Genomic DNA, 15,194 nt, shown 5'->3' with positions numbered 1-15,194 from the left:
TATATCTGCTGCGCCATCGATGCCCCTGTAACGGATTCCCGCATGAACCCGATCCGCACCTTCGCCGTCCTCTGTGTGTCACTCGCCCTCACCACGCCGCTCGCGGCGCAGGATCGGCGGGTGCCGTCGTCGCCGGCGGAGCTGAAGCTGTCCTACGCGCCGATCGTGCAACACGTGCAGCCGGCGGTCGTGAACGTCTATGCCGCCAAGGTGGTGCAGAACCGCAATCCGCTGCTGGAAGATCCGATCTTCCGCCGGTTCTTCGGCGTGCCCGGCCAGCCGGAGCAGATCCAGCGCTCGCTCGGCTCGGGCGTGATGGTCGACGCCTCGGGCCTGGTCGTCACCAACAACCACGTCATCGAGGGCGCCGATCAGGTCAAGGTCGCGCTCGCCGACAAGCGCGAGTTCGAAGCCGAGATCGTGCTAAAGGACAGCCGCACCGATCTGGCGGTGCTACGGCTCAAGGACACCAAGGAGAAGTTTGCCACGCTCGACTTCGCCAACTCCGACGACCTGATGGTCGGCGACGTGGTGCTGGCGATCGGCAACCCGTTCGGCGTCGGTCAGACCGTGACGCACGGCATCGTCTCGGCGCTGGCGCGGACCCAGGTCGGTATCACCGACTATCAGTTCTTCATCCAGACCGACGCGGCGATCAATCCCGGCAATTCCGGCGGCGCGCTGGTCGATGTCTCGGGCAAGCTGGTTGGGATCAACACCGCGATCTTCTCGCGCTCGGGCGGCTCGCAGGGCATCGGCTTCGCGATCCCCGCCAACATGGTGCGCGTCGTGGTCGCCTCGGCCAAGAGCGGCGGCAAGGCCGTGAAGCGGCCGTGGCTCGGCGCGCGACTGCAGGCGGTGACGCCGGAGATCGCCGAAACCCTCGGGCTGAAGCGGCCGGGCGGTGCGCTGGTCGCCAGCGTCACCAAGGGCAGCCCGGCGGAGCGGGCAGGGCTGAAGCTGTCCGACCTGATCGTGTCGATCGACGGCTTTGCGATCGATGATCCGAACGCGTTCGATTATCGCTTTGCCACCCGTCCGCTCGGCGGTGCCGCGCAGCTCGACGTGCAGCGCAGCGGCAAGGCGGTGAAGCTGTCGATCCCGCTCGAGACCGCGCCGGATTCCGGCCGCGACGAGCTGGTGATCACCTCGCGCTCGCCGTTCCAGGGCGCCAAGATCGCCAACATCTCGCCGGCGATCGCCGATGAGATGCGGCTCGATCCCAGCGTCGAAGGCGTCGTGGTCACCGAGCTTCCAGAAGACAGCACCGCGGCGAATGTCGGCTTCCAGAAGGGCGATATCATCGTCGCGGTCAACAACACCCGGATCGCCAAGACCAGCGACCTCGAACGCGTCGCCGGCCAGACGGCGCGGCTGTGGCGCATCATGCTGGTCCGCGGCGGCCAGCAGATCCAAGTCACCCTGGGCGGATGAGCCGTCACGCAGCGAGGCGTGTCCAAACCTCTCCCCGCGTGCGGGGAGAGGTCGCTCATCGAACGCAGTTCGATGAGCGGGTGAGGGGGCGTCTCCACACGGCAGAGTCTCAGCGAGTAGTAACAGCCGAGCCGCTCGGCCCCGGGGATACGCCCCCTCATCCCGACCTTCTCCCCGCGCGCGGGGAGAAGGAGCAGAGGGCCGCATGAGCCCGAAGCGCCCGCAGCAATCCGAGAACCTGTTCGCCGCCGCCGGGCTGGAGCGGGAGGCGCCGCGTCCGTTGCCGGATCGGTTGCGGCCGCGCTCGCTCGCCGACGTGGTCGGCCAGGATCACATCCTCGGCCCGGACGGCGCGCTGACGCGGATGCTACAGACCCGCACGCTTGGCTCGCTGGTGTTCTGGGGCCCGCCCGGCACCGGCAAGACCACCGTCGCGCGGCTGCTCGCCGACGCCACCGAGCTGCAGTTCGAACAGATCTCGGCGGTGTTCTCCGGCGTCGCCGATCTGAAGAAGGTGTTCGACGCTGCGCGCGCCCGCCGCGAGATGGGCCGCGGCACGTTGCTGTTCGTCGACGAGGTGCACCGCTTCAACAAGGCGCAGCAGGACTCGTTTCTGCCGGTGATGGAAGACGGCACCGTGGTGATGGTCGGCGCCACCACCGAGAACCCGTCGTTCGAACTCAACGCGGCGCTTCTGTCCCGGGCGCGCGTGCTGATTTTCAAGCCGCTCGATGCGGCCGCGATCGAGCAACTCTTCGCCAAGGCGGAAGCCGTCGAAGGCCGCAAGCTGCCGCTCGACGACGAGGCGCGGGCGGTGCTGGCGCGGATGGCCGACGGCGATGGCCGCGCCTCGCTGACGCTCGCTGAGGAAGTCTGGCGCTCGGCCCGCGAGGGCGAAGTGTTCAATGCCGCGCAGCTTCAGGAGATCCTGCAGCGCCGCGCGCCGATCTACGACAAGAGCGCCGACGGCCACTACAATCTGATCTCGGCGCTGCACAAGTCGGTGCGCGGCTCCGATCCGGATGCGGCGCTGTACTATCTGTGCCGGATGCTCGACGCCGGCGAGGACCCGCTGTTCCTGGCGCGGCGGGTGGTGCGGATGGCGGTCGAGGACGTCGGCATGGCCGATCCGCAGGCGCTGGTGATCGCCAACGCCGCCAAGGACGCTTACGATTTCCTCGGCAGCCCGGAAGGCGAGCTGGCGATCGCACAGGCGGTGATCTACGTCGCCACCGCGCCGAAATCCAACGCCGCCTACACCGCCTACAAATCGGCGATGCGGCTCGCCAAGCAGGCCGGCTCGCTGCTGCCGCCCAAGCACATCCTCAATGCTCCGACCGGACTAATGAAGAACGAAGGCTACGGCTCGGGCTATCAGTACGACCACGACACCCCGGAGGGTTTCTCCGGCCAGGACTACTTCCCGGAAACGCTCGGCCGCCAGACTTTCTACGATCCGCCCGACCGCGGCTTCGAGCGCGAGATCCGCAAGCGGTTGGACTATTGGGCCAAGCTGCGCGGCGCCAAGGGCAGTTAGTCCGCAACTTGTTCGCAGTTGCGGCGAGTTCCCCGTACTCAAATCACATTGATATCTGCGTATTAGTTGCATTCGAGCGTCGAGAGGCGGGGTGCTGGCCGCTCAGCGCACGCGAAGGCCGAATGCCGTCGTCCGCGGCCGCTTTGGCTGGCTGATCTTTCCAAACCGGAAACCAATCGGTTTGGATTGTCATGGCGCAGTCATTTTACCGCTGCGTGCAAAGCCAATGTTAAAAAGCCGCTGGTTGATTAGCTGACGTGAAGATCAGCCGCATTTCCCATCACCGATCGTTTGCCGCATGACCCGCGCCGACAGCAGCTTCAAGGCGATCGCTCTCGCCAAGGCCCAGGCCCGCACGGCGCTGCGCAATGTCCGGCTCACCTTGATCTCCAACATCGCGATCGCGCTGTCGCTGGCGGCGCTGCTGTATCGCGAGAACGGCGAGACGCCGATCCTGTGGTGGCTCGGTGTCGCGATCGCGCTGGCGCTGTTCCGCGCCTGGTGGGTGTCGCGATTGGCAACGAGCGGGGCGGTCGACACCGCGCCGTATCAGGTGCTGCGCCATTTGACGCTGCTGGCGCTCGCCAGCGGTTTGTTGTGGGGCTTCGTGCCGGCCGCCGTCGGCGTGTTCTCGGCCCAGCAGGGCCTCGACTACGTCACCTTCATCATGATCGGCGCCACCACCGGCGCGATCATTCAGGGCGCCGCCTATTCGCCCGTCGCGCTCGCCTTTGCGACGCCGGTGATGGCGGCGACGCTGTTCCGGATGATGATGTCCGGTAACAGCTCCGACTACATCATCCTGTTCGACGGCGTGTTCCTCACCTTCATGCTGTTCCGTGCCGCGATCGGCGGCGAGCGTGAGTTCACCGCCAGCCAGATGACCGCGCTGGAGGCGACCGATCTCGCCAATTCACTGGCGAGCGCCAACAACGAAGTGCTGAATTCGAACCGTGCGCTGGAGCAGATCGCGCGCGCCGATCCGCTCACCGGGCTGGCCAACCGCAGTCACTTCCGCGACGCCGCGGCGGCGGCGTGCCGCTCGGGGCAGGGCGTCGCCTTCGTGCTGTTCGACGTCGACAACTTCAAGACCATCAACGACACCCGCGGCCACGACGCCGGCGACCGCGTGATCGCCGCGGTGGCCGAACTGCTGCGCTCATCCTGTGGGCCGCACGATCTGCCGGTGCGGCTCGGCGGCGACGAGTTCATCGTGGTGCTGCAGGGCGACGACGTCGCCGCGCGGGCGCTGGCGTTGGCGCGGCGGCTGAGCGGCGCGCTGACGCGGCCGCTGCGGGTCGCGGGCCAGCCGCTGGCGATCAGTTGCTCGATCGGCATCGCGGCGCATCCGGGCGGCCCGATCGATGTCGAGGACGTGTTCTCCCGCGCCGACGCGGCGCTGTACCGCGCCAAGGACGACGGCCGCGCCTGCATCCGGCTGTTCGACGCGCGGATGCAGGAGGAATTTCTGCTGCAGCGCTGTATCGACGGCGATCTGCCGGGCGCGCTGGCCCGCGGCGAGCTGCATCTCGAATTCCAGCCGCAGGTGGTGCTCGCCACCGGACAGGTGGTCGGGTTCGAGGCGCTGCTGCGTTGGCGCCATCCGACCGCCGGGCTGATCCCGCCGCCGGACATCATCCATGCCGCGATCCGGCTGCAGCTTTCGGCGCGGCTGCTGTCGTTTATCGGCGATGCGGCGTGCGACTTCCTGCGCGCGCTCGACGCCAGCGGCGCGCCGCCGGTCAATGTCGCGGTCAACGTCTCGCCGCGCGAGCTGACGTTGCATTCGCCGGCCAAGATCCTGATGGACCTGACGCAGCGCCACGGCATCGATCCGCACCGGATCGAGATCGAGATCACCGAGGAAGCGCTGTTCGATCCCAAGCAGTGCGCCCGCGAATTGCAGCGCATCGAGCATTACGGCTTTGGGCTGGCGATCGACGATTTCGGCGTCGGTCATTCGTCGATCTCGAATTTAATGAGCGTGGCGCTCGACACCATCAAGATCGACCGCTCGTTCGTGCACGGCGTCAGCGCCAACCGCCAGAACCAGCAGCTGATCGCCGCGATCACCGCGGTGGCGCGGCCGCTCGGCCACCGCATCATCGCCGAGGGCGTCGAAAGCCAGGGCGAAGCCGAGACGCTGCGGATGCTCGGCTGCTCCTACGGCCAGGGCTGGCTGTACGGCCGCCCGATGCGCGCCGCCGACGCGGTGGCGTGGCTCGCCGGGCTCGATGAAGAGCGGCGCAGCGAGCGGCAGCTCGCCTAGGCTTGATGCCGCGCCGCGGCCGCCGCATGGTTCGCTGCAACCGATCACACGCAGAAGGAGAACCGCGCGATGAAGTCGTATCGCAAGGAGCTGTGGTTTCAGACCCGGGGGCGGCGGGCGTTCATCAACATCACTGGCGAGGTCGAGCAGGCGCTGCGCGACAGTGGCATGCGCGAGGGCCTGGTGCTGGTCAACGCCATGCACATCACCGCCTCGGTGTTCATCAACGACGACGAGAGCGGGCTGCACGCCGATTATGAGAAATGGCTCGAGCAGCTCGCCCCGCACGAGCCGGTGTCGTCGTATCGCCATAACCGCACCGGCGAAGACAACGCCGACGCGCACATGAAGCGCCAGGTGATGGGCCGCGAAGTGGTGGTGGCGATCACCGAAGGCCGGCTCGACTTCGGCCCCTGGGAGCAGATCTTCTACGGCGAATTCGACGGCGGCCGCAGGAAGCGGGTGCTGATCAAGATCATCGGCGACTAAGATGATACAGCGGCTGCGCGCAAGACCCGGTTAGTTCCGGTTTCCCATCCTCCCTGAAAAACAAAAGCGATCACCGCATCGCAACAAACAACAGGGAGAGAACGGATGAGGAGTCTTCGGCTCTGGCTCGGCGCTGCCGTCGCGGCGGCGCTCGCCACCACGGCGCAGGCGCAGCAGAACGCGCCCGGCGTCACCGCCACCGAGATCAAGATCGGCAACACCATGCCGTATAGCGGCCCGGCCTCGGCGCTGAGCTCGACCGGCAAGGCGATCGCCGCCTATCTCGACCAGGTCAACGAGCAGGGCGGGGTGAACGGCCGCAAGATCACGATGATCTCGCTCGACGACGGCTTCTCGCCGCCGAAGACCATGGAGGCGACGCGGCGGCTGGTCGAAGGCGACGGCGTCGCGTTCATCGCCGCCACCATGGGCACCGCGCCGAGCTCGGCGATCGCCAAATATCTCAACACCAACAAGGTGCCGCAGATCTTCCTGATCAGCTCGGCGTCGAAGTGGAACGATCCCGCCAACATGCCGTGGTCGATGGCGCTGCCGTGGGCGCCGAACTACATGAGCGAGGCCAAGATCGAGGTCGCCTATGCGCGCGCCAAGAACCCGAACGCGCGGTTCGCGGTGCTGTATCAGAACGACGACGCGGGCAAAGACTTCATGCGCGGCGTCAAGGAGGCGCTCGGCCCCGACGCCGACAAGGCGATCGCGCTGGCGTCAAGCTTCGAGGTCTCCGATCCCACCGTCGACTCCCAGGTGATGACGCTCGCCAACACCAAGGCGGACGTGTTCATGGTCTACAGCGTCACGCCGCGGGCCTGCGCCCAGGCGCTGCGCAAGGCGCACGAGATCGGCTGGCGGCCGATCCGCTTCCTCGCCAGCGGCTGCGCCAACAAGGCGACCGTGATGGACCCGGCCGGCGTCGACGCCGGCAAGGGCGTGCTGTCGCTCGGCTCGCTGAAGCCCTATGTGGCCGAGCCGAAGGACGACAAGGCGATGAGCGCCTATATCGCGTTCATGAAGGCGCGGCTGCCGGGCCTCGACCCGAACAACATCGGCACCGTGTACGGCTACACGGTGGGCGAGGCGCTGGTGGCGCTGCTGAAGCAGTGCGGCAACGATCTGTCCCGCGACAACATCATGCGGCAGGCGGCAAACATGAAGAACGTGCCGCTGTCGCTGCTGCTGCCCGGCATCACCCTGAACACGTCGCCGACCGATTTCCGCCCGATCAAGGACGGCTACCTGCTCGAATTCAACGGCAACGACTGGGTGGTGGTCAGCGAAACGCTGCGCGGCACTTGAGGGCCGCGCCGTAGCCCGGATTTCGCGTCGCTGCATCCGGGCTACGCGGCGCGTTCGAACGCCTTGCTACTTCCCGATCAGCTCGCGGATCCGCGCCGCCAGCGTGTCGACCGCGAACGGCTTGGTCAGCACCGCCATGCCGGGTTCGAGCTGGCCGTTGTTGAGCAGCGCGTTCTCGGCGAAGCCGGTGATGAACAGCACGTTGAGCCCGGGGCGGATCTGGCGCGCGGCGTCGGCGAGCTGGCGGCCGTTCATGCCGCCGGGCAGGCCGACGTCGGTGACTAAGAGGTCGATCCGCGCGTCGGATTGCAGCAGCTTCAGGCCGCCGACGCTGTCGGAGGCCTCCAGCGCGGTGTAGCCGAGGTCTTCGAGCACGTCGGCGACCAGCATCCGCACCGTGGGCTCGTCGTCGACCACCATCACGGTCTCGCCGGTCTGGGCGAACGGGATCTCGGTGGAATCGGGGAAGCGCTCGTCCTCGGCGGCCTCGCCGCGGTGCCGGGGCAGATAGATGCACACCATGGTGCCCTGGCGGACCTCGGAATAGATCCGCACCTGGCCGCCGGACTGCTGCGCGAAGCCGTAGATCATCGACAGCCCGAGCCCGGTGCCCTGGCCGATCGGCTTGGTGGTGAAGAACGGATCGAACGCCTTGGCGATCACGTCCGGCGTCATGCCGGTGCCGGTGTCGGAGACGCACAGCGAGACGTATTGCCCGGGCGGGATGTCGTACAGCCGCGACTGCGCCCGGTCGATCCAGCGGTTGCCGGTCTCGATCGTGATCTTGCCGCCGCTCGGCATCGCGTCGCGGGCGTTGATACACAGATTGAGCAGCGCGCTTTCGAGCTGCGGCACGTCGACCAGCACGCTCCACAGCCCGGCGGCGCCGACATGCTGCACGTCGATGCCGGGGCCGACGGTGCGCTGGATCAGGTCGATCATGCCGCTGACCAGCCGGTTGACGTTGGCGGCGGTCGGCGTCAGCGTCTGGCGGCGCGCGAAGGCGAGCAGGCGGTGGGTCAGCGACGCGGCGCGCTTCACCGCGCCTTGCGCCGCCACCACGTATTTGTCGATCTCGCCGATGCGGCCCTGGCGGATCCGCGAACTCATCAGTTCGAGACTGCCGGAGATGCCGGCGAGCAGATTGTTGAAGTCGTGCGCCAGCCCGCCGGTGAGCTGGCCGACGGCTTCCATCTTCTGCGACTGGCGCAGCTGCTCGGCGGAGCGCAACAGCTCGGCGCGCGCTTCGGCGACGCGCTGTTCCAGCGTCTCGTTCAGCGCGCGCAGCTCGGCGATGGCGCGGTCGCGCTCGGCGGCCAGCGCGCGGCGGTCGTCGACGTCGATCAGCACGCCGGGAAAGCTCAGCGGCGTGCCGTCCGGGCCATGCTCGACGCGGCCGTTGGCTTCGAGCCAGTAGTACTTGCCGTCGGCGCGGCGCACCCGGTACTGATGCGCGTAGGGCCCGCCGCGCTTGACCGCTTCCTCGATCGCGGCCGCGAGGCCGGCCTGATCGTCGGGATGTACGGTGGCGACCACCTGCGCCAGGCTGAGGCCGTCGCGGCCGAGCGCCGGATCGAGTCCGAACGCGCGCGCGAACGCTTCGTCGACGGTGAAGCGATCGGTCGGCAGGTCCCACAGCCAGGTGCCGATGATCGCGCCGGCGGCGAGCGCCAGCTGCACCCGTTGCACGTTGTCGCGCGCCAGTTGCTCGCTGTCGCGCAGTGCCGCTTCGGCGCGTTTGCGCGCGGTGATGTCGCGGAACAGCACCGCGACCTGGCGCAGCTCCGGCGGCTCGATCCGCGTCGCCGACACTTCGATGATGCGGTTCACCGCGATGAATTCGCGTTCGAAATGGATCGGCCGGCCGGTCACCAGCACGCTGCGATACAGTTCCGCCCAGCCGTCGGCCTCGTCCGGCACAAGTTCGCGCAAGGTGCGGCCGATGATGTTGGGAATTCCGGTCTGCTTCTCGTAGCCCGCATTGGCTTCGATATGGCGATAGTCGCTGAGCGGACCGTGCGGGCCGTCGAAGAACTCGATGATGCAGAAGCCGTCGTCGATCGCTTCGAACAGCGCACGATAGCGCGCCTCGCTCTGGCTGACCGCGGGACTGGAAGGGGACTGCATCGGGATCGACAACCGGCGAGCGTGACACGAACTGTGCGAAACAGGACGGGAAGGGCGGCCGCGTTGTTGCGGCCGGCCCGTGCGGTGACCGCTCGGGCGCGGCTGCTTGCATTACTCTCCGAATTGCGAGGGTTTGTCAAAGCTGCTTGACACGCGCGGCACCCCGCGGCGCCGGGCCGCGGAGCGATGTCACATCGAAAGCCTGTCAGCCTTCGAAGCCGACGAACCGCGCGGCGTCGCGCACCGGCTTGCGCTCCGACACTACCGCGTTGGCGGGGAACTCGTCGTCCGGCCAGCCGAGCGCGATTGCCTTCATGATCACCTGATCGTCGGCGATGCCGGCATGTTCGCGCACCACCGGCGATTGCATGATGCCCTGGCTGTTGATCACCGCCCCGAGGCCGCGTGACCACGCGGCGTTGACCAGCGCGTTCGTCACTGCGCCGCAATCGAACGCGGTGTCGTCGCTATCGCTCAGCACGCGGTCGTAAGTGATGATGATGCACACTGGCGCGTCGAACTGGCGGAAGCCGCGCAGCACCCAGTCCTGCCGCTTGGCCTGATCGTCGCGCGCGATCCCCATCGCCGAGAATAATTGCTTGGCGACCGTGACCTGCCGCTCGCGATGAGGGCCGGCGAACGGCTGCCCGATCCGGAATTCGCGGCTGTGCGGCACGCCGGCGAGATTGCGCTCGGTGTTGCCGGCGCGAATGCGGTCGAGCGGCTCACCGGTGAGCACGGTGAAATTCCACGGCTGGCTGTTCATCGAGGAGGGCGCCCGCATCGCCAGTTCGAGGATTTCCTCGATCAATTCCCGCGGCACGGGATCAGGCTTGTAGCCGCGGATCGAGCGGCGGCCGCGGACCACGTCGTCGTATTGCATGCGTCTGGTTTCCCCCAAAGCTTCTGATTGGCGGTGATCTTGTGTGGTTTGCGAGGCTTGCGCAAGACGATGCTGCGAATTGCCAAATGCGAATGCAGCTCATCGCGCGAGCTTCGCCTCAGCCCATTCCGAAGACCAAGCGATGCTACCCGCCGATGACGCCCTTCAGGCCGGTGTAGAGCGATCCGACGCCGGTGGCTACCACACCAGCGAGGGGGCCGGCGGTCTGCAGCAGATCCTGAATCATCCGCGCCCGGCGGCGCAGCTGATCTTCGCCGACATGTGGGCCGAGGAGCCGGGCCACGCGGAACGCAGCGGCGTTAGGTTTGCCAGTCTGCGCCAGGGTCGTCGGCAGTATGCGGAACACCGTGAGGCCGAGGATGTGTCCTGATAAGAAGGCGAGCAAGATGCTGGCGCCGTATTCGATCACTTCGCGCCACTCCACCCACACCGTCGGTAGGATCGGCACGTTGTCGTGCAGTCCGGTCACCAGCAGCATCGATAGCACGCTGACCAGTGAGGTGCAGAAGCCGAGCAGCGCGGCGCCAAGCAGTCCGACCTTATGGATCGGATAGGTGGCAAGTCCGAACAGCAAGGGGATCGCCACCGAGGCGATACGCAGCCACACCGGAGACACGTCGAGGACGATGGTCACCATCCAATGCGCGCCGACCAACAGCAGGACCGGCAGCAGCATGTAGATGAACGTGTGGAGGCCGTAGTAGCGCAGCGGATGTGCCAATCGTTCGAGCGTTACGCGGGCGCGATCGAGCTGGCGCTGCAGATCGTCAAGTTCGGAGACCAGCTCCTCGATCTCCAGCAATGTCGGTCGGACGTAGCGGAGGTCGCGCGAACAGTTCTTGCAGGCAATCGCCTCGTCCTTGATGGTCTCTACGCAGAACGGGCATTCCATCAGATGTCTCGTCGGGGCTTTGAAAGACGCAGGGCGTCGATCTGCGCGCAGACGCTACGCAGCTCCCCGCGTAGCGCGTCTCGCTTGCTCGCGAGCTGATCACGCTCCGTAATCAGAGAGGCGGGGATCGCGATGTCGCGCGAACACACGCTGCACACCAGCGCATCCGGCGGGTTCTGGCTCTGGCAGTAGAAGCAAGTGATCATTGCTGGCGATCAGGGTGAGACCTTGAGCACAAAGCTGGTCGTACCTGGGCGCCCGTCGGAATCCTTTAGGTCGACTCGCAGCATGTGTTCGCCCTGCGGTAGCTCGGCATCCGGTATGTCGATGCCGTTGGCCTGGATGAACGGCTTTAACCGCGGCGTCAGATCGACGTTCGGTGTACGCAGATAAGTCACCTTCACCGAATCCGGATCGATCTTGGTCCCACCGAAGGACTCAAATTTCAAACGGAGCCTCGTCGGCGAGTGGACGGTATCGCCATCCGCGACGAACTGGATCTTGGGTCCGCGCAGGATGCCGCGGCGGTCGGCCGCGACTGCGCCCTTGGGAGGCGGCAGCTTGGCTTCGTCCTCGGTGATCAGGACCTGACCGGCCATCCCCGGGCCGGCCATCGGAGCAAGAGCGATGCAGGCGACGAGGCCGCGTAGCAATGTCTTCAAGGCAGTATCTCCCGTCGAATACCGATCGTCAGCGAACACCGCCGTCTCCGATGATGGTGTATGGCGCCCAGAACAGCGGATGGGCGTAGGTGAAATCGGTTTTGCCGTCGCTGCCGACATGGCCGGGGCCGTCGACCAGCGCCATCATCGCCTGCCGCAGGGCTTCGCTGCGCGCCAGCTTGGCGTCACCAGCCTGGCGCTTGAACAAATCGGAGACGAGTTCACGCGCCGACTGCGAATGTACTGACCAGTTCGTAACGAGCAGGGCTCGCGTGCCGGCGTAGAAGAACGCTCGGCCGAGACCTGAGGCGGCCTCGGCACCGGCGCCGGCGGCCGCGCCGGTGTTGCAGGCCGACAGAACCACCCAGTCCGCATCTAGCTTGAGGCCGAGGATTTCCTCCATGGTCAGCAGGCCGTCGCCGCTGTCGCCAGTGACGGAAGGCGACGACAGCGCCAGCGCCGGCTGCTGCAGCCCGTTGAGCTCGCCCGGGACGAGGCCGTGGGTAGCGAAGGCCAGGACCTTGAAGCCAGACAGGTTCATCGACTTCACGGTCTTCTCTGAGGCGTCCTTGCCGAGGAATAGCACTTTGGACGGATCGGCCTGCAGTGCCAGCGCGATCGATTTGAGCTCGTCGGACGTATCGGGGAGCCGCGGCAGCAGGCCGATTTCGGCGCTGTCGACACCGTCGAGCTTTGGGCTGTTGCGCCGCCTCAGCGGGCCCCCGCGCGTTAGCGTTTCGGGCGCCGTGTTGCCGCCGACATCGGCAATCTTGACCGTGGCGGCTTCCGCCGCCTGTTCCGTGTTGAAGTAGGGATCGCCAAAAGCCACTAGGTCGCCGCGATCCGGTTTGCTGGCCGGCAATTGCCGCAGCGTTCGCAGCGCCGCGGCAGACGGCACAGTGGTCACCGCATGGCTACGCGCCAGCCATGGTACGTCGCGGTAGGAGGCGAACAGAGGATCGGCATCGGGAGCGGCTTCCGCCGGTGCGACCGGCAACAGTGACAGGGGCAACAGGCCCAGCGCGCCATTAGTGACCACGATCAGCTTCTTCGCTGGCTTCCAGCCGCTTTCGACCGGCTGCAGAAGGAGCGCGTAGAGTTCGTAGCCGAGCTTGAGGTCGAACTCGGGGATATCCGAGATCATCGCCGCCTGGGGCTCGAGTGCCTCGCGCAGCTTGCGTACCTTGCTCTCGATGTCGCCGCTACTCGCCTTGATCGCCGCGAACGCCACCGGCCCGGATTTCGGCACGGCCCAGACGAAGCAGCCGCTCTGGCCGAAATAGAACGACAGCATTGCCTCGTCATCGGACAGTGTCGCGCGAATCTCCGCCACCGTGGGCGGCTTCGGTGACACCAAGTCCGCATAGGCCGGGAATTTCTGATTGATGTCCTGGCGCGCCTTGTTGCGCTCCGTGCGGAGTGCGTTAATCGATGCGTTGATCGCCTGCACGCTCTTGTCGTCGCGTTCGGAAGAGGGCAGCGACAGCACGTTGTTCAATGTGCCGAGCTGAGCGTTGACCTGCTTGGAAAGGTCCTGCTCCTTTCGCACTAGTGCGGCCAGCGCCGGGTCCTTTGCCGCCGCGCGCGCGCTGGAAGCGGCCAGCGCTTGCTGCACCGAGCGGCCGCGCACCGCATCGGCTAGGCCGAACGTTTCCTCGCCGACCTCACTACGCGATGATGCATTGCGCGCTAGCATCAGGAAATAGGATTCAACCACACCCTGCAGCCGCTGGCTTCGCGCTGCGCCGCCGGTGGTGTCGTCGTCGTCCGCGGCTTCGCGCGCCGCCGTCATCATCACCGGGATTGCCGCCTGGAACTCGCGCGTCGCCTCGGCATCGCGACCAGCGCGCATCAGGCCCACTGCTAGCGTGCCGCGCGCCGACGCCGTGTCGAAATGTGTCTCTCCGACGCGGGCAATCTGCCGTTGCACCAGCTGTTCGGCAGCGGCGATGCCCTTGTCGGTCTGGCCTGATGCATAGAGCGAGATGATGCGCGCCGGATTGAGCTCGAAGGAGCGGCGCCGCTGCGGGTCCCAATTAGCGATAGCCTTGTCAATCTGCGCAAACACTGCATTCGCCTCGCGGCCCTTGCGCTGCAGGTTGAGCACGCCGCCTAGCTGCGTCAGCAGCTGGACGTTGGTGACGGCGTCGTCGGCGACGCCGACGGTGGCGTTGATCTCGAGGCAGGCGCGCGCCAGCTTCTCGGCCTCGGCGTAGCGGCCCTGTTCGATCAGGATGTCGGTCAGCGCCATGATGTAGCGCGGCGTGGACGGGTTGTACTTGCCAGTGTCCTTCAAGCGCGACAGCAGCGCGCGGCGGGCATCGGTCTCGGCCTCGGCGAGCCGGCCCTGCCGCGCCTTGGTCCGCGCCTGACTAATGATGGTGAGATCAACCGCCTGCAGTAATTGCGATTCAGATGGCGGGTTTTCCGAGCCGAGGAGCGGCTTGATAGCGGCCCTCCGTCGTTGCTCGCCGAGCCGATAGGCGGACTCTGCCTCGCGGACCTGGCCGCGAGCCTCGAACAGCAGGGCGCGGCCGGTCTCGATTTCGGCTTCCCAGCTCTGGCCAAACACGGCGTAGGACTTGCGCCACCCGGGCAGGAAGCTGGTGCGCGCTTCCTTGATCAGCGCATCGTTGCGGCGGAGATAAGCCTCCGCCTGCGGGATGTCGCCCATCTGGATCAGAAATTGCGCGATGCTGCGGTTGGCCCCGAATTGATACCCTTTGGAGCCAGCCTGAGTGCCGATCTCCTTGTTCTGACGTAGATAGAGGTCGAGTGCCTTCTTCGGATCGCCGGCGCCGGCGTATTGGAGGGCGGCGAGCTGGATCAAGCGACCCATGAGGTTAGGGCTCACCGCGCCGCGGCCGGCCTCTATCGCCTTGTCGGCGTCGGCCAGCGTGTCGGCCAGACGGCCAAGCTGGGCGCGGGCATTCGCGCGGTCGAAATAGAACTGGGCCAACTCCGCCTTCGATTCCTTCCCTGTTGGAATCGCGTCGGCGGCAGCCTTGACCTCGGCGATTTTGGCGGCGTTCGGCTTCTCGCTATCGAGAATGGCGGTGATGTCGGCGATGGTGCGGGGGGGCGCGACGAAGCCGGCGCTGGCCGCGGCGCCGGACGGAAGCTTGGTCGCAGCTTCGGTCGGGATCGCCACCGGGACATTGGCGCGGCCGTTCGCGGATTGCATTTTCGCCATCACGCAGGCGCGCACCCGCGGCGTCGCCCGGGCGCGGCAGGCTTCGAGATTGCCGCCGCCGCCGCGCATGCACTCCATCACGATCGGACGGCCGACCGACATGCGGCATTGTTCCACAGCGGCTTCCTTGGTCAGGGCGAATGCCGGCGAGGTCGCGACACTAATTAAGCCGGCCGCGAGGAGACGGCGGCGGAGCCTGGAGCCAACATGGCACTTGCGGAGGAGGAGGGCCTGCTGTTGCATGGCGCTGCTTTCGACAAATGCATTCTCTAAAATACCAGTATCCTAGCGACACCCTGCTTTCGATCACAAGCAAAATAGCGACCCGGTAATTCCGGAAATCCGGAACAGTCTTGGTGATCGTCGGGGGCCC

General features: G+C 66.5%; 10 protein-coding genes. 5 read left to right on the top strand and 5 right to left on the bottom strand.

Annotated elements, in window-relative coordinates:
• Positions 1-42: 42 nt before the first annotated feature.
• The 5 genes from VRZ08_RS12680 (at position 43) to VRZ08_RS12660 (ending at position 7,043) form a co-directional block, all read left to right on the top strand.
• Positions 43-1,434: a DegQ family serine endoprotease gene (locus tag VRZ08_RS12680; protein ID WP_107345066.1), complete on the top strand. Its 1,392-nt coding sequence runs from the start codon at positions 43-45 to the stop codon at positions 1,432-1,434.
• Positions 1,435-1,639: 205 nt separating this feature from the next.
• Positions 1,640-2,971 carry a replication-associated recombination protein A gene (locus VRZ08_RS12675; protein WP_107356121.1) on the top strand — a complete coding sequence of 444 codons (1,332 nt, stop codon included), beginning with the start codon at positions 1,640-1,642 and terminating at the stop codon, positions 2,969-2,971.
• A gap of 298 nt (positions 2,972-3,269) precedes the next feature.
• Positions 3,270-5,240, top strand: a complete 1,971-nt coding sequence (locus tag VRZ08_RS12670; RefSeq protein ID WP_414532755.1) for a putative bifunctional diguanylate cyclase/phosphodiesterase — start codon at positions 3,270-3,272, stop codon at positions 5,238-5,240.
• Positions 5,241-5,309: 69 nt separating this feature from the next.
• Positions 5,310-5,729 (top strand): secondary thiamine-phosphate synthase enzyme YjbQ, encoded by a 420-nt coding sequence (locus VRZ08_RS12665; protein WP_414532754.1) that lies wholly within the window; start codon positions 5,310-5,312, stop codon positions 5,727-5,729.
• Positions 5,730-5,834: 105 nt separating this feature from the next.
• Positions 5,835-7,043, top strand: coding sequence for an ABC transporter substrate-binding protein (locus VRZ08_RS12660; RefSeq protein WP_414532753.1), 1,209 nt, complete (start codon positions 5,835-5,837; stop codon positions 7,041-7,043).
• 66 nt (positions 7,044-7,109) lie between these two features.
• Here the strand turns inward: VRZ08_RS12660 and VRZ08_RS12655 are convergent, their stop codons facing one another.
• The 5 genes from VRZ08_RS12655 to VRZ08_RS12635 all read right to left on the bottom strand — a co-directional run bounded on the left by VRZ08_RS12655 (position 7,110) and on the right by VRZ08_RS12635 (position 14,923).
• The gene (locus VRZ08_RS12655; protein WP_414532752.1) at positions 7,110-9,170 is read right to left on the bottom strand and encodes an ATP-binding protein; all 2,061 of its coding nucleotides are present in this window, start codon (positions 9,168-9,170) and stop codon (positions 7,110-7,112) included.
• A gap of 205 nt (positions 9,171-9,375) precedes the next feature.
• The gene (locus VRZ08_RS12650; protein WP_013501945.1) at positions 9,376-10,053 is read right to left on the bottom strand and encodes a nitroreductase; all 678 of its coding nucleotides are present in this window, start codon (positions 10,051-10,053) and stop codon (positions 9,376-9,378) included.
• Positions 10,054-10,198: 145 nt separating this feature from the next.
• On the bottom strand, positions 10,199-10,966 hold the full coding sequence (locus tag VRZ08_RS12645) for a hypothetical protein (protein WP_414532751.1): 768 nt from the start codon (positions 10,964-10,966) through the stop codon (positions 10,199-10,201).
• Positions 10,967-11,181: 215 nt separating this feature from the next.
• A complete protein-coding gene (locus VRZ08_RS12640; RefSeq protein WP_414532765.1) occupies positions 11,182-11,628 on the bottom strand; it encodes a hypothetical protein in 447 nt (148 codons plus the stop codon).
• Between the two features lie 28 nt (positions 11,629-11,656).
• The gene (locus VRZ08_RS12635; RefSeq protein WP_414532750.1) at positions 11,657-14,923 is read right to left on the bottom strand and encodes a CHAT domain-containing protein; all 3,267 of its coding nucleotides are present in this window, start codon (positions 14,921-14,923) and stop codon (positions 11,657-11,659) included.
• Positions 14,924-15,194 lie beyond the last annotated feature (271 nt).

The sequence above is a fragment of the Rhodopseudomonas sp. G2_2311 genome (genome assembly GCF_047501505.1).
Taxonomy (GTDB): Bacteria; Pseudomonadota; Alphaproteobacteria; order Rhizobiales; family Xanthobacteraceae; genus Rhodopseudomonas; species Rhodopseudomonas palustris_H.
Note: the sequence above shows the minus strand (reverse complement) of the source record. Positions and strands in the feature narration are given on the sequence as shown.